General features: G+C 32.9%; 19 protein-coding genes. 8 read left to right on the top strand and 11 right to left on the bottom strand.

Annotation, left to right across the window (positions count from 1 at the left end; all coding sequences use genetic code 11):
- Both AB3G33_RS06600 and rlmB read left to right on the top strand, forming a co-directional pair.
- Positions 1-1,449, top strand: coding sequence for a SusD/RagB family nutrient-binding outer membrane lipoprotein (locus tag AB3G33_RS06600; protein ID WP_367773553.1), 1,449 nt, complete (start codon positions 1-3; stop codon positions 1,447-1,449).
- Between the two features lie 70 nt (positions 1,450-1,519).
- On the top strand, positions 1,520-2,254 hold the full coding sequence (gene rlmB, locus AB3G33_RS06595; protein WP_367773551.1) for a 23S rRNA (guanosine(2251)-2'-O)-methyltransferase RlmB: 735 nt from the start codon (positions 1,520-1,522) through the stop codon (positions 2,252-2,254).
- 54 nt (positions 2,255-2,308) lie between these two features.
- Here the strand turns inward: rlmB and AB3G33_RS06590 are convergent, their stop codons facing one another.
- Positions 2,309-3,088 carry a rhomboid family intramembrane serine protease gene (locus AB3G33_RS06590; RefSeq protein WP_367773549.1) on the bottom strand — a complete coding sequence of 260 codons (780 nt, stop codon included), beginning with the start codon at positions 3,086-3,088 and terminating at the stop codon, positions 2,309-2,311.
- Positions 3,089-3,308: 220 nt separating this feature from the next.
- Between AB3G33_RS06590 and AB3G33_RS06585 the strand changes: the two genes are divergently transcribed.
- Positions 3,309-4,586, top strand: coding sequence for a replication-associated recombination protein A (locus AB3G33_RS06585; RefSeq protein WP_367773547.1), 1,278 nt, complete (start codon positions 3,309-3,311; stop codon positions 4,584-4,586).
- A 58-nt stretch (positions 4,587-4,644) separates the two neighbouring features.
- Here the strand turns inward: AB3G33_RS06585 and AB3G33_RS06580 are convergent, their stop codons facing one another.
- The 6 genes from AB3G33_RS06580 to AB3G33_RS06555 all read right to left on the bottom strand — a co-directional run bounded on the left by AB3G33_RS06580 (position 4,645) and on the right by AB3G33_RS06555 (position 9,413).
- Positions 4,645-5,412, bottom strand: coding sequence for a hypothetical protein (locus AB3G33_RS06580; protein WP_367773545.1), 768 nt, complete (start codon positions 5,410-5,412; stop codon positions 4,645-4,647).
- A 3-nt stretch (positions 5,413-5,415) separates the two neighbouring features.
- A complete protein-coding gene (locus AB3G33_RS06575) occupies positions 5,416-6,105 on the bottom strand; it encodes a YjjG family noncanonical pyrimidine nucleotidase (protein WP_367773543.1) in 690 nt (229 codons plus the stop codon).
- Between the two features lie 16 nt (positions 6,106-6,121).
- Complete coding sequence (radC, locus tag AB3G33_RS06570; protein ID WP_367773541.1) at positions 6,122-6,814, bottom strand: DNA repair protein RadC; 693 nt, start codon at positions 6,812-6,814, stop codon at positions 6,122-6,124.
- A 66-nt stretch (positions 6,815-6,880) separates the two neighbouring features.
- Complete coding sequence (locus AB3G33_RS06565) at positions 6,881-7,339, bottom strand: GNAT family N-acetyltransferase (RefSeq protein WP_367773539.1); 459 nt, start codon at positions 7,337-7,339, stop codon at positions 6,881-6,883.
- 8 nt (positions 7,340-7,347) lie between these two features.
- Positions 7,348-8,703, bottom strand: coding sequence for a UDP-N-acetylmuramate--L-alanine ligase (murC, locus tag AB3G33_RS06560; protein WP_367773537.1), 1,356 nt, complete (start codon positions 8,701-8,703; stop codon positions 7,348-7,350).
- A complete protein-coding gene (locus AB3G33_RS06555) occupies positions 8,700-9,413 on the bottom strand; it encodes a tetratricopeptide repeat protein (protein WP_367773535.1) in 714 nt (237 codons plus the stop codon). The genes murC and AB3G33_RS06555 overlap by 4 nt, the downstream gene beginning before the upstream one ends.
- A 210-nt stretch (positions 9,414-9,623) precedes the next feature.
- On the opposite strand from AB3G33_RS06555, the gene AB3G33_RS06550 reads away from it, so the two are divergent.
- Together AB3G33_RS06550 and AB3G33_RS06545 are read left to right on the top strand one after the other, a co-directional pair.
- Entirely contained in the window at positions 9,624-10,613 is a 990-nt protein-coding gene (locus tag AB3G33_RS06550) for a glycosyltransferase family protein (RefSeq protein ID WP_367773533.1), read from the top strand.
- A gap of 271 nt (positions 10,614-10,884) precedes the next feature.
- Positions 10,885-11,346 carry a DUF962 domain-containing protein gene (locus AB3G33_RS06545; protein ID WP_367773532.1) on the top strand — a complete coding sequence of 154 codons (462 nt, stop codon included), beginning with the start codon at positions 10,885-10,887 and terminating at the stop codon, positions 11,344-11,346.
- A 74-nt stretch (positions 11,347-11,420) separates the two neighbouring features.
- On the opposite strand, the gene obgE is transcribed toward AB3G33_RS06545, so the two are convergent.
- The 4 genes from obgE to hpt all read right to left on the bottom strand — a co-directional run bounded on the left by obgE (position 11,421) and on the right by hpt (position 15,123).
- Positions 11,421-12,422 carry a GTPase ObgE gene (gene obgE / locus AB3G33_RS06540; RefSeq protein WP_367757160.1) on the bottom strand — a complete coding sequence of 334 codons (1,002 nt, stop codon included), beginning with the start codon at positions 12,420-12,422 and terminating at the stop codon, positions 11,421-11,423.
- 162 nt (positions 12,423-12,584) lie between these two features.
- Entirely contained in the window at positions 12,585-13,802 is a 1,218-nt protein-coding gene (locus AB3G33_RS06535; RefSeq protein WP_367774107.1) for a hemolysin family protein, read from the bottom strand.
- 201 nt (positions 13,803-14,003) lie between these two features.
- Positions 14,004-14,576, bottom strand: coding sequence for an adenylate kinase (locus AB3G33_RS06530; RefSeq protein ID WP_367773530.1), 573 nt, complete (start codon positions 14,574-14,576; stop codon positions 14,004-14,006).
- A gap of 16 nt (positions 14,577-14,592) precedes the next feature.
- Positions 14,593-15,123, bottom strand: a complete 531-nt coding sequence (gene hpt / locus AB3G33_RS06525; protein WP_367773527.1) for a hypoxanthine phosphoribosyltransferase — start codon at positions 15,121-15,123, stop codon at positions 14,593-14,595.
- Between the two features lie 267 nt (positions 15,124-15,390).
- Here hpt and AB3G33_RS06520 point away from each other — a divergent pair, with 267 nt between their 5' ends.
- From AB3G33_RS06520 to AB3G33_RS06510, 3 genes are all read left to right on the top strand, one after another.
- Positions 15,391-17,040, top strand: a complete 1,650-nt coding sequence (locus tag AB3G33_RS06520; protein ID WP_367773525.1) for a DUF1800 family protein — start codon at positions 15,391-15,393, stop codon at positions 17,038-17,040.
- 38 nt (positions 17,041-17,078) lie between these two features.
- The gene (locus AB3G33_RS06515) at positions 17,079-18,722 is read left to right on the top strand and encodes a DUF1501 domain-containing protein (protein WP_367773523.1); all 1,644 of its coding nucleotides are present in this window, start codon (positions 17,079-17,081) and stop codon (positions 18,720-18,722) included.
- 96 nt (positions 18,723-18,818) lie between these two features.
- The gene (locus AB3G33_RS06510) at positions 18,819-19,970 is read left to right on the top strand and encodes a 5-(carboxyamino)imidazole ribonucleotide synthase (RefSeq protein ID WP_367773521.1); all 1,152 of its coding nucleotides are present in this window, start codon (positions 18,819-18,821) and stop codon (positions 19,968-19,970) included.
- Positions 19,971-20,068 lie beyond the last annotated feature (98 nt).

The following is a 20,068-nucleotide window of genomic DNA, read 5'->3' as shown; positions in this document are numbered from 1 at the left end:
ATGAAAAAGATATTTTTATTAATCTCATTTATAGCCTTAACGGTATCATGTACTGATGATATTACAGGATTAAATGCAGATACAAAGAACCCAACTACAACAAAACCAGAGTTTTTATTCACAAATGCTCAGAAAGGTTTAGTTGACCAGATGGTTAATGCATCAGTTAACAGAAATGTTTTCAGATTGTTTACACAATATTGGGCAGAAACGACTTATCCAGATGAAAGTCAATATAACTTGACAACTAGACCAATTCCTGATACTCATTTTACAATTCTTTATAGAGATGTATTAAGAGATTTGAAAGAGTCACAAACTTTATTGGGTAAACAAGTAACTGCAGGACCAACTGAAGCAGCTATTTTAGCAAACAAAAAAGCAATTGTTGACATCATGTCAGCATATACTTTTAGTGTTTTAGTGGACACATTTGGAGATGTACCTTACACAGAAGCTTTAGATATTGAAGGACATCCTCTACCTAAGTATGATGATGCTCAAACAATATACAAAGACATCATCAGTAGACTTACTGCGGATGTAGCTTCATTAAGTTCTTCCGAATCTAGTTTTGGATCTGCTGATTTAATTTACGGTGGAGATGCTGCTAAATGGAAAAAATTTGCAAACTCTCTTAGATTAAGACTTGCTGTTAACATGCATGATGTTGATGCTGCTTATGCTAGTGCTCAAATTACTGCTGCAGTAAACGCAGGAGTAATGACAAGTAACTCTGACAATGCTGATCTAGTTTATTTAGGAGCAGAACCTAATGCAAATCCATTATATGTGGATATCGTTGCAAGTGGAAGAAAAGATTTTGTAATTGCAGATACATTTGCTGACAAATTAAATGCGCTTTCTGACCCAAGAAGAGCTAAATACTTTACTGTAGCACCTGGTACAGCAATTTATAAAGGTGGTATCTATGGTACATCTAACAGCTACACTAACTTTTCACATATTAATGATGATATTTTAGATCCTACTTTTGCAGGAACAATATTTGATTATACTGAAACTGAATTCTTACTAGCTGAATCAGCTGCAAGAGGAGTAGCAGTTGGAGGTACAGCAGCAACACATTACACAACTGCAATTACAGCTTCAATGCAAAGCTGGGGTGTTGCAACTGCTGATGTTGCTACTTACCTAGCTCAACCATCAGTAGTATATAATGCTGCAAACTGGAAAAAAAGTATTGGAGAACAAGCATGGATAGGTTTATACAACAGAGGATTTGAATCTTGGATCTCTTACAGAAGATTAGATTTCCCAGTTTTATTAGCACCAGCTGCTGCATACAATGACCTTAAATCTGTACCAACAAGATATAAATATCCTGCTGCAGAACAAACGGTAAATCAAACAAACGTAAGTGCTGCTTCAGCTCTTATTAGTGGTGGTGATTTATTAACTACTAAAGTATTTTGGGATAAATTCTAATTATTTCATCACTTGAATAATATTAAAACCATCAGCGAAAGCTGGTGGTTTTTTTTTATATATTTGCACCATGGAAAAAGAACATCAAATTTTTGGAATTAGAGCAATAATTGAAGCAATTCAAGCAGGCGCTACCGTAGACAAAGTATATATTCAGAAAGAAGCGAGTAGCGAACTAATGAAGGACTTAATGAAAGTGATGAAGCGTGGCAACATAAACTTCTCCTACGTTCCAGTAGAAAAACTAAATAGACTAACACCTAACAATCATCAAGGTGCAGTAGCTACAATCTCCCCTATCTCCTTTTTTGATTTAGAAACATTAATTAATACGGTTGTAGAAAATGGAAAAACCCCATTATTCTTAATCCTAGATCAAATATCTGACGCACGTAATTTTGGTGCAATAATTAGGACTGCAGAATGTACTGGAGTTAATGGAATTATTGTTCAAAAAGCAGGATCAGCTCCTGTCAATGGAGATACTGTTAAAACATCCGCGGGTGCAGTATTTAACATTCCGATTTGTAAAGTAGAACATATTAAAGATGCCATTTTTCTTTTGCAAGCGAGTGGAATAAAAACAGTTGCGGCAACTGAAAAAACAGATCAAAACATTTATGATATTTCATTAAATGAACCTGTAGCAATTATAATGGGATCTGAAGACCGTGGTGTAAACCCATCTGTTTTAAAGATAGTAGATGAAAAAGCAAAACTTCCTATGTTTGGGAGTATAGGCTCCTTAAATGTATCAGTAGCTTGTGGTGCTTTTTTATATGAAGCCGTTAGACAAAGAAGTTAAATCCCTTATCCTTGTTCTCACATCAATCAAAATAAAAGAATAAATAAAAATGAATCAAGACTCTAGTTTTGATTCATTTTTTTCGTTTTCAACGATATCGTAATTAACAGAAAGATTTGAGGAATAATACGATTGAATTTCATCTTCTATTTCTCCTTCTATTTCTGGTACTGGTAAATTCACAAAAATCCCATTTTCATCAAACCGTTGCATAAACTTATCTTGGCTAGCATCAAAATCCGGTTTTTCCCAATCGTATTTTATTACTTTTTCATACTCTGGCGTTTTTAGAAAAATAGCCAATAAGAAACCCGTGATCAAACCTCCTAAATGACCTTCCCAAGAAATAGTTTCATCTACTTTAGGGAATACATACCAAATCATTCCTCCGTAAAACATAATGACCGAAAGAGACAGTGAAACTAACCTATAGTATTTTGTCAAAATCCCTTTTAAGAAGATAAAACTAACTAAAACATAAATAAGCCCACTTGCTCCGATATGATAATTTTCTCTACCAATAATCCAAGTTATTAATCCTGAGAAAAGTATGCCCAACACAATAACATAAAGTGATTGCTTGGAATAAAAAAACTGAAGTGCAGCCAACAAAATTAATAACGGAATTGAATTACTATAAAGATGATCTATATTGGAATGAATGAACGGACTAAATAAAATTCCTTGTAATCCAGAAAATGTCCTTGGATAAATGCCGTTTTCAACAAAATCAAAATCATATCGAATCTCCAACCAATAAATAAACCAAAGGAAAAGCACAAAAAAAAGGGGTAGCGCTATAACTGAATTTGAATATTTAAAATCTTTTTCCATTTATAAAATTTTATTATAAAGTATATCACAAAAATACATCCAAAATTATACAAATGCTATTTTGTCATAGTTTAGAAAATAAATTCATTTTGAAAACCAAATGATTTTAGCCCAGATAGAAACGGCATCCTTTTATGTAGTAGCGAGGCACGAGCAAACGGAATAAAAGATATAGTGGATAGCTGGAAAAAGCTTCAAATAAAAATAGTAATTTTACAAAATGGAAGCACCATTAGCAGAACGAATTCGTCCACAAAAATTAGAAGACTATATTAGTCAGTCTCACCTAGTAGGGCCAAGTGGCTCCTTAACGCAACAAATAGCAAAAGGAATTATCCCTTCACTCCTACTTTGGGGACCTCCAGGAACGGGTAAAACCACATTAGCGCAAATCATAGCACAAGAATCCAAACGCCCCTTTTACATCTTAAGTGCAATCAACTCTGGTGTAAAGGACATACGAGATGTAATAGAAAAAGCGAAGCAAAGTGGCGGACTTTTTACCGCTAAAAATCCAATTCTGTTCATTGATGAAATCCATCGGTTTAGCAAATCACAACAAGACTCTTTATTAGCTGCAGTTGAAAAAGGATGGATTACCCTTATAGGTGCAACAACAGAAAATCCAAGTTTTGAAGTAATTCCCGCACTATTATCACGCTGCCAAGTATACATTTTGAATGCTTTTACAAAGGGCGATTTAGAAGCATTACTACAACGTGCCTTAAAGACGGATTCATTTTTAGCTACAAAAGACATCACTTTAAAAGAAACAGAGGCTTTATTGCGTCTTTCTGGAGGCGATGGACGTAAGCTATTGAATATTTTTGAACTTGTCGTAAATGCATCCGCTGAAGACAAAATTATAATCACTAACGAAAGGGTATTCGAACTTGTGCAACAAAACACCGTTTTGTATGACAAAAGCGGCGAACAACATTACGATATAGTTTCTGCTTTTATAAAATCGATAAGAGGAAGCGATCCAAACGGAGCTGTTTATTGGCTAGCTAGAATGATTGAAGGTGGTGAAGATGTGAAATTTATAGCGCGAAGAATGTTAATTCTTTCTAGTGAAGATATAGGAAATGCAAATCCAACTGCTTTTATTATGGCTAATAATACTTTCCAGGCTGTAGCGACTATAGGCTATCCTGAGAGTAGAATTATTTTAAGTCAATGTGCCATTTATTTAGCAACTTCACCCAAAAGCAATGCTTCTTATTTAGCTATTGGAACTGCACAACAATTAGTGAAGCAGACTGGTGATTTATCAGTTCCTATACATTTGCGAAATGCTCCTACAAAATTAATGAAAGAGCTAGGTTATGGAGACGATTACAAATATTCTCATGATTACGCCAATAATTTTGCAGAGCAAGAGTTTCTACCCCAAGAGCTAAGCAACAAAGCAATCTATGTTCCTGGAAACAATTCAAGAGAAAATACTACTCGGGAATTCTTAAAAAACCGATGGAAAAACAAATACGGTTATTAAATAAAAAAGCAGATTATCCCAAGAGAATAATCTGCTTTTTTTATTCAAACAGTTACGACTAAAACTTAACTGCTATTTTTTCTGAAAATAATTTGTCGTTTTTATAATATTCAAAATACCATTGCCCGTCTTTAGAAACTAACACGCCATTGTTGGAATCTTTTTCAGCAATAAAACAACTAGCATTAGAGGTTTTATAAACTTTCATTACCACTTTTGGAGTGGTATCGACTAATTGAAACCCATTAACAACAGGTTGTGCATATAAAAACCCTGCATCTTCAATTAATTCTTTTTTAGGAACAGGAACTAATTTCTCCTCCACCTTTATAACTTCTTTCACAGTTACTATATCCGAATTAGCACTAATAGTATTTACTTTACTTTCTACTATTTTATTAGAACCAACATACTTATAATTCAATGCGTAAACTGACACAAATGCCTTGTTTAAGGCTTCAGTATAGGCTAGTTGATAATCTTTTTCTTTACTCACTCCTGTCTCTGATTGGTAAATAATTTTACCATAACAATCTTTAAAAACCACATGCATTTTTGTAGTCAGAAATGACTTTTCTTTAATAACGTCAAATGACATTAAGTCACATCGTTGAATATTATCGCTAGGTAAAGGTTCATTATCATAGAAAGCTTCAAAGCCAGCTTTATTAAGGTTAAACTTTGATAATGTCGCTAAACGATATTGGTTTTCACTTTTCAAAAAATCAAATTTTAAAGGGATGATTACATATTTATAATTTGTAATCGACTGAGAAAATCCCAAAAAAGAAACTAACATAACCAGTAAAAGCAATACTTTTTTCATAATTTATAAATAATTTTTAATTTCTAATAAATGATTAATTTGTTTTATATGCTTTTCAACTGGAAAAACAGCTTCACTAAAAAAAATAGCATCTAATCCACTATCTAACGCTCCTTGAACATCAGCATCTAAGGAATCCCCAATCATAATACTATGTTCTTTTTTGGCTTTGGCCAAATCTAATGCATATTCAAAAATAATGGGATTTGGTTTCTTCACTCCTGCCATTTCAGAATTAGTAACCGTATCAAAGTAATTCGTTAATTTTGAATTACTGATTTTTCTATACTGAACATCTGCAAAACCATTCGTAATAATATGAAGGTTGTACTTTTCATTTAAATAATCCAAAATTTCAAATGTTCCATCAAAAAGGTGATTATTATCCGGTAAATATTCAATATATTCATCAGCTATAATATCAATTTCTCTATCTGAAATAGTATAGTTCAATGCATCAAAAGATTGCTTTAATCTATTGTAACGCAATTCCTGATGCGTTATTTTATCATATTGATAGAGTTTCCAACAAGCCTGATTAATAGGTACATATTTCTCAATAAACGATTTTATGGCAACAGTTGGGTGATTTCTATTAAATATGTTCTCAAAAGTAATTTCAGAATTCTTATCAAAATCCCAAAGCGTATGATCTAAATCAAAAAACACATCTTTTATATTATCTATTTTCATTTTATTCTTTTATTTTTTAAAATATTCCTTCGTCTACAAAACTAAAATAACTTGTTTCAGTAACAATTAAATGATCTAAAACTATAATCTCAAGACTAACACCCGCTAACTTCAATTTCTTGGTTATTTGCTTGTCAGCATCACTAGGAATTAACGTTCCCGAAGGATGATTGTGACATAAAATTAAACCAGTTGCTCCTAGTTCCAATGCGTTTTTAAAAACCAGCCTCACATCCACCAAAGTTCCAGTTATCCCACCTTTACTCAATTGTGCTTTTGAAATCACTTTATTCGAATTATTTAAATAAACAATCCAAAATTCCTCATGTGGCAATTCTCCTATTATAGGCTGCATTAATTCAAAAATCGCTTTACTAGAAGTTATTTTTACTAACTCTAACGCATCTTCAGTTCTTCTTCGTCGCCCTAATTCAAGAGCTGCAATAATAGAAATGGCCTTTGCCTCTCCAATTCCTTTAAATGTTATCAATTGTGAAATAGACAATTTCCCTAACGCATTCAAGTTGTTATTTACACTCTTTAAAATACGCTTGCTTAACTCCACCGCCGATTCGTTTCTACTACCAGAACCAATTAAAATAGCAATCAACTCTGCATCGCTTAATACGCTTTTGCCTTTCAGCATCAACTTTTCACGAGGTTTGTCGTCTTCGGACCAATGGGTAATCGGAAAATTATTTTGCTCCACATTTAAAGATTTAAATTGATACAAATACTTATGAATTCCCTTTTAAATCCACATTTACAGTGGAATTTAAATGCTTTTTTTCATACAAATACTATTCCCCAAACCTTCATAAGGTGGGTAATTATCTATAATAAAATAACCTGCTTTTTGATACATACCAATAGCCGCTTCTTGTTTATACAAGGTTTCCAAAACCGAAAAAGAAAAACCCAACTCCTTTGCCCAAGATTCTAATTCCTGTAACATTCTTTGTGCCAATCTTTTCCCACGTATTTCAGGAGAAACAAACATACGTTTTATTTCGATTGTATTTTTATCATATTTCTTGAAGCAAGAACAGGCAACTGCCACATCATCATTATAAACGATTACTACATTCCGATTTAATTCAATAATGTTATTGCCCCAATAATTGGATTTCAACTCTGGATAGGTTTCCCACAAACTCTTGTCTAAATCTCCTACCAATGAAATAAAATCTTTATTTTCACTAGTCGTTTTTATGATTTTAATTTGATCTTCCATTCAAATGATTATTCTATTATTTTTTTGACTTCATCAAAATTCAATCCGCCATAATTACCAGAACTCATCAACAGCAAAGCAGAATTATCAAAATTTAAGCCAAACAAATACTCTTTAAACTCAATAGGATTCGTATATATAATTAAGTCTTTTCTATTAAAAGCATTTGCAATTTGCTCATATGTAACTTCCTCTAATTGCTTAATTTTAACTGCATCAGGCGAATAAAACACCACCGCTACATCAGCATGTTCAAGAGCCCCTTCATATTCTTTCAAAAACTCAGCGTTTAAGCTGCTATAGGTGTGCAATTCTAAACAAGCCACCAAAGTTCTGTCTGGATATTGCTCTTTTACCGCTTTGGTAGTTGCAGCTACCTTACTTGGAGAATGCGCAAAATCTTTATAAGCAACACTCGTTATACTTTCGGCAATTTTTTCCAATCGTTTTGAAGCTCCTTTAAAACTGGCAATTGCTTCATAAAAATCAGCTTCATCAACACCCATGTTTTGACAAATCCATTTGGCACCAGCCAAATTATTTAAATTATGTCCACCAAAAACTTCGATAGGCATATCTCCTTCTGGAGTTTCTAATAATGTAATTCCATTTTCAACTTTATAATTTGGAGTAGTATATGGCAGTTTACGGATTGGATTGGTAGCTTCTTCCGCTACCCTTTTTACTTCAGGATCTTCTTCATTGTACACTAGAATCCCCCCATTTGTAATTTTACCAATAAAAATTTCGAACTGTTCTACATAATTTTCATAGGTTGGAAAAACATTAATGTGGTCCCAAGCTATTCCAGAAATCAAAGCGATATTAGGTTGATACAAATGAAATTTTGGTCGTCTGTCAATTGGTGACGACAAGTATTCATCTCCTTCAAGAACAATAAAATCATTCTCTTCCGTAAGATGAACCATGGTATCAAACCCTTCTAATTGTGCTCCCACCATATAATCTACAGCAATATCATGATAATGCATTACATGAAGAATCATCGAAGTAATGGTCGTTTTACCATGAGAACCGCCAATTACAACTCGGGTTTTATTTTTAGACTGTTCGTATAAAAACTCTGGATATGAATAAATTTTCAATCCTAATTCTTGCGCTTTTAATAATTCAGGATTGTCTGCCTTAGCATGCATTCCTAGAATTACTGCTTCGACATCTGGAGTGACTTTTTCAGGAAACCAACCCAATTCAGCTGGTAAAATTCCTTTTTTATCTAAACGTGATTTTGATGGTTCAAAAATAGCATCATCACTACCCGACACTTGGTATCCTTTATTATGTAATGCTAAAGCCAAATTGTGCATGGCGCTACCACCGATAGCGATAAAATGAGTTCTCATATATTTTTCTTAGGTGTTGAATTTAAATTTTTTATAATTAACAAAACTGCCTCTGCCTTTGCAGGTTCTTTCATTTTGTTTTTGTACAAATTAGCCAGCATTTGGTAACTTTTTACAGAATTCCCAACTGCAATTGCTTTTTTATATTGCTGCTCTGCCTTAACGTATCTCTTAAAATACTCATCTATATGCCCTTTAGACAAAAGTCCATCAACAGCTGAAAGTTTATATAATTCATTTGAATATTGTATTGCTTTTGTTTCACTTCCCCCTACAATTCCAGGCAACTGAATGTACAATTCAATTAATGCCCATCTGGATTCAATATGCCTCGGATTAAGTGCTATCGCTTTTTCAAAAGATTCTTTGATTTCATCTACCATCCCTAAAGCCCTAAATTTATTAACGCTCAAAGCTTTCATAGCTAAAGCACCGCCGTATTTATATTGAAAATTGGCTTCAGATGGCTTTAACCCCTTTAATTTTTCATACAGTTCTATAGCTTTATCCCAGGATTTATTCTGACCTGCTATATCTCCTAAATATTCAATTGTTTTTAAATTTGTTGGATCCGTTTTTAAAATACTTTCAAAAACAATTTCGGCCTGATCCAATTTCCCTGCCTCAAATAAACTTTGTCCTTTATCAAAATTAGATTGAGACAATACTACGAGTGGGAAAAATAAAATGAAGTTTAAAATGTATTTCATTTTTCAAAAATAAGGAAATTTTAAAGGAATAAAAATATTTTTAACTTAGATAAAAAAGTAAAAACATAGAGAATGTGATTAAAATCATAATGTATTAGAAAAGTTTAAAAAACCTTATCATAACATAGTCCAATTACTTTTGTTTTAACAATTTAAAATAGAAAAACTAAAAACAAAATCATTCTTGTCTCTTTATATAAATTAGGATTTATGAAAATATTTTATGCAATACAAGCTACTGGTAATGGACACATCAGTAGAGCAATGCAACTTTATCCTTATTTACAAAAATACGGAACTATAGATTTCTTTTTAAGCGGAAACAATGCCAGCCTCGATATTAAGCTACCTGTAAAATACAAAAGCAAAGGCTGTAGTTTACATTACAGCAAATGTGGTGGATTAAATTATTGGGATATTGTAAAAAATATTAAACCCAGACAAATTTACAAAGATGCTGAATCACTGCCTTTAAAAGACTATGATATAATTATAAATGATTTTGATTCTATAACCTCTTTGGCCTGTAAAATGCAAAATGTTAACTCGGTACAATTAGGACATCAAGCTAGCTTCATTTCGACACATACTCCAAGACCAGAAAAAAAGAGCCTAATGGGAGAAATGATCTTAAAACACTACGCTCCATCTCGAAAAAACATTGGCTTGCATTTTGAAAAATATGATTCTTTCATCCTTCCACCAATCATTAAAGATGAAATCATAGCATCAGAACCAACCAATTTAAAGCACATTACAGTGTATTTACCTTCCTTTGATAAAGATTGCTTAGAAAAAGCCTTTAATAGCATTCCTGGGATTCAATTTCACTGGTTCCTTAATACAGTGGAACAAATACACAAAATAGGCAACATTACCTATTTCCCTGTAAATCAAAAAAAATTCAATAAAAGCCTTATTACTTGTGAGGGAATCATTACTGGTGGCGGATTTGAAACTCCTTCCGAAGCTTTGTATCTTGGTAAAAAAGTACTTTCCATACCTATTCGTAATCATTACGAACAAGAGTGCAATGCTGCTGCTTTAAAAAAACTGGGGGTTCCCGTTGTCTATGAAGTGGGGGATGATTTTAATACGATTATAGAAAACTGGATTGATTTAGATCTTATCTATCCAAAAATGCAGGCCAATAATATCCCCGAAACCCTCGAATACTTATTTGACACTTACAAAGACTAAATTATTATTATTATTATTATTATTATTATTATTATTATTATTATTATTATGGGCTGTCCCGCAAAAAAAAAAGCGGGTCGGGCTATATGCTACAATCTTTATTGAGGTAAAAAAACCTCAATAAAGGATTTTCGCTACTATCCCTCATCCAAAAAAATGTTGTCGTAATCACAATACTGTCAACTAATTACTTCCTTTTTAATAAAATGAGCCAATAGCAGCAATTTTATGTTTTTTTATTACATTAGCTACCAATAGTAAAAAACAAAACATGAAAACATTAGATCAATGGTTTGAAGAGTACAGTGTAAGTCATAAAAACGTGACTAATAAAAAAATTCATTACCTCTGTGTGCCTTTAATCTTTTTTTCAGTAGTTGGACTGTTTATGAGTATACCAAATCAAATCCTCGAACCTCTAGGTTCATTACATCCCGTTTTTGCCAATTGGGCTTTTGTTGTTTTAATCTTTGTATTGCTTTTCTATTTTAGATTATCAATGGCAATGGGATTAAAAATGTTACTATTTACAGCTCTTTGTTTAGTTGGTAATTATATTATTTCACAAACATTTCCTTTATTATGGTTTTCTATTGCCGTATTCACTATTGGCTGGATAGGACAATTTTACGGACACAAAATAGAAGGCAAAAAACCATCTTTCATCAAGGATTTACAGTTTTTACTTATTGGCCCAGCTTGGGTTATAGATTCCGTTTTTAAGATGAATTAAAAAAGATTAAAATAAAAAAAACCACTATAAAGCAATAACTTCATAGTGGTTTTTTATTTATAAAAATGGACTAATTAGTCATTCAACATTTTCCATAGCTTATCTTTCAACTCCGTCAATCCTTGTTGCGCAACAGACGAAATGAACATATAAGGAACATCTTTAAATGCGACATCCAACTCAGTTTTAAGCTCTGCTTTTAATTCGTCATCCAGCATATCACATTTTGATATTACTAACAAACGCTCTTTATCTAGCATTTCAGGATTGTATTTTGTCAATTCGTTTACAAGAATATCGTACTCTCCTTTAATGTCTGGGGTATCCACAGGAACTAAGAACAACAAAGTAGAGTTACGTTCAATATGACGTAAGAAATAATGTCCTAATCCTTTTCCTTCAGCAGCACCTTCAATAATTCCAGGAATATCAGCAATTACAAAAGATTGAAAATCTCTGTAAGCCACAATTCCAAGATTTGGTTTTAAAGTGGTAAAAGGATAATCAGCAATCTTAGGTTTTGCAGATGTCAATACAGACAATAATGTTGATTTTCCTGCATTAGGAAAACCTACCAAACCTACATCGGCCAAAACTTTAAGTTCTAGAATAACATCCATTTCAACACCAGGTAATCCAGGTTGAGAATATCTTGGTGTTTGATTTGTAGAACTTCTAAAATGCCAGTTTCCTAAACCTCCTTTACCTCCTCTAGACAACACTTGTTTCTCTCCATCCTCAGTAATTTCAAATAAGATCTCACCTGTTTCTTTGTCTTTTACAACAGTTCCTAATGGCACTTCGATAAATTTATCATCTCCATCAGCTCCAGTACTTCTATCACCACTACCATCTCCACCGTTACCGGCTTTGATATGTCTTGCAAATTTAAGATGAAACAAAGTCCAAAGTCCTTTGTTCCCAACTAAAAACACGTGTCCACCACGTCCACCATCACCTCCATCAGGTCCTCCTTTTTCAATAAATTTCTCTCTATGCAAGTGCGTAGACCCCTTTCCTCCTTTACCGGAAGAAACAAATATTTTTACGTAATCTACGAAGTTCCCTTCAGTCATAACTCTTTTCTTTTACTTCGACATTGATCTAAAATACCTGACAGCCATCGGCTGTCCTCCTTTTAATTTCAAATCCTCTGTCATTTTTTTTTAGTATTCAATGTTGAGTTACCCTATTCAGCACATATCTTATGCTTTAAAATAGGGCAATCTATTTTATTTTCATAATGATTTCACCATTACTTTATCAATCTTTATACCATCCATATCAATAACTTCCAACTCAAATCGATGCCAAACTAGTTTTTCACCTTGTTTTGGTATATGTGAAAGCTCTGTCATAATTAATCCGCTAACGGTTGTCACATCATAATCATTTATCAAATCGTCCAATTCAAAATAGGTAAGAAAATCATGCAGTGAATAATGGCCATCCACTAACCACGAACCATCTTCTCTTTCTATCAATTGAAAATCTTCTTTGTAAAAATCAGACGCATCACCCACTAATGCTTCCAAAATATCATTTAACGTAATGACTCCTTGAAAAACACCATATTCATCAGCCACAAAAGAATAATGAATTCCTGATTTTTTAAATTTCTCTAATGCTTTATAAGCTGTAGTATGCTCCATCATGAATGGCGCATCAGTCATTATTTCAGAAAGATGAATCGTTTCATTATCTATCCGCGCAAAAATGCTTTTCAAATTTACAACCCCTACAATATCATCATAATCGGCACCATAAACTGGATAAATAGAATGCAAATCTTTTATTATGTATTCCTTAATCTGACTCTTATTTGCATCTTGTTGCAAGAAAACCACTGATTTTCTATGCGTCATCAATGAGTTTATCTTTCTATCTCCAATATGAAAAACACGCTCAACAATATCTTGTTCAATTTCTTGCACTTCTCCGCCTTCGGTACCTTCTTTTATAAAAGCTTTTATCTCTTCTTCGGTTACTTTACCATCAGCATTGGGTTTTATTTGCAAAACCTTCAGTAAAAACTCAGTGGCATGTGTTAATAACCAAATAAATGGTGCCGTTACAATTGAAACCATTTTCATAGGCATTGCGACTGCTTTAGCAATGGATACAGGATGATTCATACCAATTCTTTTTGGCAATAATTCTCCCAAAACTAATGAGAAAAAGGTCAAAACCACTACAACTATTCCTACCGCAATGGTATGGGAATACGGTTTTAAAATTTCAAAACCATTAACAAAAGTCTCGACATTCAAAGTGATTTTATCCCCACTATAAATACCTGTTAAGATACCTATTAACGTAATCCCTATTTGAACAGTGGATAAAAACTTATTAGGTGAATTGGCCAACTCTAATGCTATCTTAGCACTTTTGTTCCCTTTTTTGGCAGCAGATTCTAATCTATTTTTTCTTGCTGAAATCAATGCAATTTCAGACATGGAGAAAACTCCATTTAATAGTATTAAAAAAAATATTATTAGTATTTCCATGTTTTTTCTAGCCCAGATGGTAGTGAAAAGTGCGCCGCTTGTAAAACTTTATTTTTCTTGATATAAAAGAGCGACCAAAGGAAGCTCCTTTTTTATTTTAGAAAAATTGTTTTATAAGCAAGCACTTGCAACGTACAGCTGGAATTGCTCCTATAAATTATCTATAACCGTACTTAAACGCTCTGTAATTTCTTGGATTGTCCCAATACCGTTTACGGCATAAAATTTTCCTTGTTTATCGTAATACCCCATTAATGGCGCAGTTTTCTCATTGTATTCTTGGTACCGATTTCTGATTTTGTCTTCGTCTTGATCGTCAATTCTACCACTTGTTTTTCCTCTTTCTAATAAACGTTGAATCAGGATTTCATCATCGGCTTCAAGAGCAATTGTGGCAGCAACACTAGAGTTAATTGTCGTAAGAAAAGCATCTAATGCTTCGGCTTGAGATATTGTTCTAGGATATCCGTCAAATAAAATTCCATTAGTATCCGGATGTTTATTTACCTCATCAATTAGCATTTTTGTTGTCAATTCATCTGGCACTAGATCTCCAGCATCCATGTAGACTCTTGCTTGTTTTCCTAGTTCTGTATCATTTTTCAAATTGAAACGAAATACATCTCCAGTGGAAATATGAGTTAACTTGTATTTTTCTTTTAAAAACTCGGCTTGAGTTCCTTTTCCTGCTCCTGGTTTCCCAAATAAAACGATATTAATCATAGTGTGTATTGAGTGGTTATTCTTTTAATTTATATACTTCTGGTAAGTTTCTTCCTAGTCCATCATAATCTAAACCAAAACCAACTATAAATTTATTTGGAATTCTAATTCCAACATAGTCAACTTTGATATCTTTTTTATACGCTTCAGGTTTGAAAAATAAAGTTGCGATTTTGAAATGCTTTACGTTTTGCTTTTTGAATAATTCTTTCAGCTCTACTATAGTATTTCCAGTATCAACAATATCTTCTATTATAACAACTGAACGCCCTGACAAGTCCTGATTTAATCCTATTAACTGTTTTACCTCATCCGTTGATGTAGTTCCCTCGTAAGAAGCCATTTTAATAAAGCTTAGTTCGCATGGTTTTTTATAGCTTTTCATAAAATCAGAAACTACCATAAAAGAGCCATTTAGAACTCCTATAAAGACAGGAATTTCATCTGCAAAATCATCTTCTATTTGTGCTACCATTTTTGCAATTGCAAACTCAATTTCTTTGGCAGAAATAAATGGAACAAATTGTTTATCGTGAAGTTGAATCATTATTTATATGTTTTAAATAATTTGCAAAGATACAGAATTCGAAATTGACAATAGGAAAATGAAGATTAATTTGTGATACGAATCTAAAACCGACAAATAACAAATAGACCTAAATACATAAAATAACAAAAAAAATACCTGTTAAAAAAACACAATCATTTGAAAAACAAGCATTTAAACGTTAAAAATAAACAGATAAACGAAAAAAAATTTAACAAATTTTATTTATTCTTATCTTTAATAGAGGATGTTTAAAATCATAAAACTATGGCTTCATTAAATCCAAATACAGCTATTTTAGGTATAAAAAACGCAAAACATTTGTTGCGAAGAGCCACATTTGTATATACAAAAACCTTAATTGATCAATATGCCACATTAACTCCTAATCAAGCGTTAGACTTGTTATTAATCGACTCTCCTCTTACATTACCATTACCTTATGACCCATTACCAACCTCTGCACCTGTAGGGTACTGGACAGAAAATATTAATTTAATTTACAACCCCAGCGATCAATATAGACAATCTCCTATTTTATCTGGCTGGTGGTGGTTTAACTCTATTAAAAGTCCAACTTTAAAATTCAAACTTTGCCATTTCTTATCGACCCGTTTTACAGTAATAAAACATCCAGAAGTTTTTGGGTCTGCTACGGAGTTTTATGACTATCTCCGATTGTTATTATTCTATTCCTATGGTAATTATAAAACATTAGCCAAAAAGATGACACTTAATAATTCTATGCTTTACTTTTTGAGCAATACTTATAATGTCAAATCTTCTCCAAATGAAAACTACGCCCGAGAGTTTTTGGAATTATTTACAATAGGAAGAGGCCCTCAAATAGCAGTAGGTAATTATACCAATTACACTGAATCCGACATCGTTCAAGCCGCAAGAGTTCTAACGGGTTTTAAAAGACAGTCGAATAGATCCGTTATAGATTCCGAAACAAATATCCCTAAAGGATACAATGTGTTTTCCGACCATAATACCAGTGCCAAAATTTTTAGTAGTGCATTTAACAACACCACAATAACATCTGCAACAGACAGCATGTCAATGGATAACGAATTAAATAGCTTTGTTGAAATGATCTTTAATCAACAAGAAACAGCTAAAAATATTTGTAGAAAACTCTATACTTATTTTGTAAAAAGCAATATTAGTATCGAAACAGAAAATGATATTATAATTCCTTTATCACAAGAGCTTTACAATAACGGATATGAAATTGTTCCAATAATACGAAAATTACTCATTAGCCTACATTTTTATGATTTAGATGATACCGATCCAACAGACGAAACTATTGGGGCAATGATCAAATCTCCAATTCAACAATTGTCAGAAACCTGTACGTATCTTCAGGCAACAATACCAAACCCTACAGCAGAGCCATTTGATTATTTCCAAGTGTTTTGGAACTTTGTAAACGGTACCTTTTCACTAAACTCTAATATGAAGTTATTTGAACCCGATACAGTTGCGGGACATCTTGCTTATTATCAGTCACCCGAATATGACAAAAAATGGATTTCTGGATCTACCCTAATTGCAAAATACAGATTAGGAGAATCACTACTTGATGGATTAAATAGAATAGGCAACAACAGTACAATCGCTGCTAAAATCTCTATTTCTGAAGTCATAAAAAATAGTGGAATTATCTCAAATCCTTCTGACGCTTATATATTAACTTCCGAATTATCCAATGCCCTTTTTGCTCAAGAAGCAAATACAGAACGTACTTCTTATTTTATGAATTCATTTTTATTGCAGGGTCTTGCTTCCTATTACTGGACTGACTCTTGGAATAATTACATAAGCACAAATAACAATACTGTAGTAGAATCCCGATTAAAACTATTAGTAATTAAAATATTAAGAGCTCCCGAATCTCAAATGTTTTAGCCTTTTTTCTGAATTAAAAAAACCTAAAAACTAAAAACATGAGAAGAAGAAATTTTATCCAAATAACTTCTACGGCTAGTGTATTGTCATTATTTCCCTCCGAAGTTTTCGCCCTTTTCAAATCAGCTGGAATGACTACCTGTCCTGATGTGATCTCTAAAAAAATCGTTTTAATTCAATTATCTGGCGCCAACGATGGTTTAAACACAATTATACCCATTAACCAGTATGATACTTATGCTTCGCTGCGCCCTAACATCAAACTCAATAATATTGGCGCTCCAAATGGGATCATTAATTTGGACTCCACATTAGCGCTTACGGATCAAGTTGGTTTGCACCCTTCATTGACTGGCTTCAAATCCTTGTACGACAGTGGATTCATGAGAGTCATTCAAGGTGTTGGCTATCCATTTCAAAATAAATCCCATTTTAAATCAACTGACTTATGGCTAACAGGTGGTGATGGAACAACAGCAAACAACTCTTTAACAAGCGGTTGGATTGGTCGTTTTTTAGAACATTACTATTCTAATTTTCTAACATCAAATTTCCCCTTAGGGATTCAGCTCGGGAACAGCGACAATTCTTTAGGTTTCTATGGTGAAGTAGAACACAACATGTCCTTAAATATTACGGGACAATCTCCATCTGGATTCTATTCAGTTGTAAATGGATTAGGAGGAAGTCCTCCTACTGCGATTCCAAAATCAGAATACGGTGATTTAATTCAATTCATCATTAATAATGATGCTGCTACAAATACTTATGCTCAGACTATATCCAACTCCTTTAATACAGGTTCAAATTCAATACCCTACCCAAATACAACATTGGCAAATCAACTAAAAACTGTAGCCCGATTTATTTCTGGAGGCCTTCAAACTAAAGTTTATTTAGTTAAACTAGGAGGATTTGACACTCATAACTTACAGGTTGCAGCAAATGACACCACACATTTAGGAGCACATGCAGCACTCTTAACTCAATTATCAGAAGCAGTCAATGCTTTTATTATTGATTTAAATAATCAAAATTTAGGAAATGATGTAGTTTCGGTTACCTTTTCTGAATTTGGAAGAAAAGCGGGTGAAAACGCAAGTTTAGGAACTGATCATGGAGAAATTGCACCTGTATTTGTTTTTGGCAATTCAATAACCCCAGGTATTTCGGGAACAAATGTGAATCTCTCAGAGGCAGTTGCAGCCAACGGATACCAAATTAAAACCGTGCAACATGATTATAGAAGAGTATTTAGTACTATTCTTCAAGATTGGTTTGGAACAAGCAATCAAACATTGGATTTAAGCTTTTATAATTACACCAATAATACTGGTTTTTCAAATAATAAAATTGCCAATTTGATAAAATCCCAATATGTCGTTACCCCTTCTTGTTATACTAATAGTACTTTATCAATAAATGTATTTGAAAAACCAGCTGAGGCAATAGTATATCCTAACCCTGCCTCAGAATTAATCACTATTAATCTACATAACAAGAATGAAATTTATTCAGCATCCTTATTTTCATTAGACGGAAAACTAATTGCTAAATTTAACAATCCACAAATAGGGAATCAGTATTCAATTAATGTTCAAAATATCCCCTCTGGATTCTACTTTTTAAAAATCGAAACCGATAAGGGTTCATTATCAAAAAAAATAATTATTAGAAGATAGAAGCCAATAGTCAAACAACTATTTAACAATATTAAAATGTATCTTTTTTATTTTACTCATTTAAAAGTATCTTTGCACGCAACAAATAACAATACAATGAATTATTTTTCTTCTGATTTTAAATTGGGAATTCTAGGTGGTGGACAATTGGGTAAAATGATGCTATTCGATACCCGTAAATTTGACATACAAACCTATGTCTTAGATCCAAGTGAAGAAGCGCCAAGCCGAATAGCTTGTGATCATTTTTTTCAGGGTGATTTAATGGATTTTGAAACCGTTTATAATTTTGGAAAAAAAGTAGATGTGCTTACTTTTGAAATTGAACTTGTTAATCTAGAAGCTTTAATAAAACTAGAGAATGAAGGATTAAAAGTATACCCTTCGCCTAAAACGCTACAATTAATTCAAAACAAAGGAATTCAAAAAGCATTTTATGCTGAGCATAATATCCCAACCGCCCCGTTCAAGCGATTTGACAATTTAAAAGCCCTAGTAGTTAAAATTTTAGATTCTAAAATAAAATTGCCATTTGTATGGAAATGTACTGAGTTTGGTTATGATGGAAATGGAGTAAAAGTCATTCGTCAAATAGCTGATTTAGATCACCTGCCTAATGTAGAATGCATTGCCGAAGAAATGGTGCCTTTCAAAAACGAATTAGCTGTTATTGTTTGTCGCAGTCCTTCTGGTGAAATTAAAACGTATCCTGTAGTTGAAATGGAATTTCATCCGGAAGCCAATCAGGTAGAATACGTAATTTGCCCTGCTCGAATTGACGACAAAGTGGCTGCTAATGCTAGAACTATAGCTTTAAACGTTTCTGAAAAATTCAATCATGTTGGATTATTAGCAGTTGAAATGTTCCAAACAGAAGACGATGAAATACTAGTGAATGAAGTAGCACCAAGACCACACAATTCTGGACACTATTCTATTGAAGCTAGTTTTACTTCTCAGTTTGAAAACCACATTCGTGCCATACTCAATCTTCCTTTAGGAAATACAGATAGTAAAGTAGCTGGAGTTATGGTTAACTTAGTTGGCGAAGAAGGATTTTCTGGAAATGTTGTTTACGAAAACATTGACACTATTTTAGGATGGAACGGAGTTACCCCACATATTTACGGTAAAAAACAAACCCGTCCTTTTAGAAAAATGGGACATGTCACTATCGTAAACCAAAACATGAATGAAGCCAGAAGAATTGCTGAAAACGTGAAGAATACAATAAGAGTAATCGCATAATATATTAAAAGATTGAAAAATTAAAAGATTAAAAAAATTGGTTTGCCTCGAAAACAAGCTTCAATAGAAATCTTTAAATACTTAAATCTTTAAATCTT

It is taken from the genome of Flavobacterium sp. WC2421 (assembly GCF_040822115.1).
In the GTDB taxonomy this organism is placed as follows: Bacteria; Bacteroidota; Bacteroidia; order Flavobacteriales; family Flavobacteriaceae; genus Flavobacterium.
The sequence above is the reverse complement of the archived record's forward strand: the minus strand, read 5'-3'. Positions and strand labels throughout refer to the sequence as shown.

Excerpts from the sequence above, each read along its gene's own strand:
- AB3G33_RS06600 (WP_367773553.1), top strand. The coding sequence starts at position 1 with ATGAAAAAGATATTTTTATTAATCTCATTTATAGCCTTAACGGTATCA.
- rlmB (WP_367773551.1), top strand. The coding sequence starts at position 1,520 with ATGGAAAAAGAACATCAAATTTTTGGAATTAGAGCAATAATTGAAGCA.
- AB3G33_RS06590 (WP_367773549.1), bottom strand. The coding sequence starts at position 3,088 with ATGGAAAAAGATTTTAAATATTCAAATTCAGTTATAGCGCTACCCCTT.
- AB3G33_RS06585 (WP_367773547.1), top strand. The coding sequence starts at position 3,309 with ATGGAAGCACCATTAGCAGAACGAATTCGTCCACAAAAATTAGAAGAC.
- AB3G33_RS06580 (WP_367773545.1), bottom strand. The coding sequence starts at position 5,412 with ATGAAAAAAGTATTGCTTTTACTGGTTATGTTAGTTTCTTTTTTGGGA.
- AB3G33_RS06575 (WP_367773543.1), bottom strand. The coding sequence starts at position 6,105 with ATGAAAATAGATAATATAAAAGATGTGTTTTTTGATTTAGATCATACG.
- AB3G33_RS06565 (WP_367773539.1), bottom strand. The coding sequence starts at position 7,339 with ATGGAAGATCAAATTAAAATCATAAAAACGACTAGTGAAAATAAAGAT.
- murC (WP_367773537.1), bottom strand. The coding sequence starts at position 8,703 with ATGAGAACTCATTTTATCGCTATCGGTGGTAGCGCCATGCACAATTTG.
- AB3G33_RS06555 (WP_367773535.1), bottom strand. The coding sequence starts at position 9,413 with ATGAAATACATTTTAAACTTCATTTTATTTTTCCCACTCGTAGTATTG.
- AB3G33_RS06550 (WP_367773533.1), top strand. The coding sequence starts at position 9,624 with ATGAAAATATTTTATGCAATACAAGCTACTGGTAATGGACACATCAGT.
- AB3G33_RS06545 (WP_367773532.1), top strand. The coding sequence starts at position 10,885 with ATGAAAACATTAGATCAATGGTTTGAAGAGTACAGTGTAAGTCATAAA.
- obgE (WP_367757160.1), bottom strand. The coding sequence starts at position 12,422 with ATGACTGAAGGGAACTTCGTAGATTACGTAAAAATATTTGTTTCTTCC.
- AB3G33_RS06535 (WP_367774107.1), bottom strand. The coding sequence starts at position 13,802 with ATGTCTGAAATTGCATTGATTTCAGCAAGAAAAAATAGATTAGAATCT.
- AB3G33_RS06530 (WP_367773530.1), bottom strand. The coding sequence starts at position 14,576 with ATGATTAATATCGTTTTATTTGGGAAACCAGGAGCAGGAAAAGGAACT.
- hpt (WP_367773527.1), bottom strand. The coding sequence starts at position 15,123 with ATGATTCAACTTCACGATAAACAATTTGTTCCATTTATTTCTGCCAAA.
- AB3G33_RS06520 (WP_367773525.1), top strand. The coding sequence starts at position 15,391 with ATGGCTTCATTAAATCCAAATACAGCTATTTTAGGTATAAAAAACGCA.
- AB3G33_RS06515 (WP_367773523.1), top strand. The coding sequence starts at position 17,079 with ATGAGAAGAAGAAATTTTATCCAAATAACTTCTACGGCTAGTGTATTG.
- AB3G33_RS06510 (WP_367773521.1), top strand. The coding sequence starts at position 18,819 with ATGAATTATTTTTCTTCTGATTTTAAATTGGGAATTCTAGGTGGTGGA.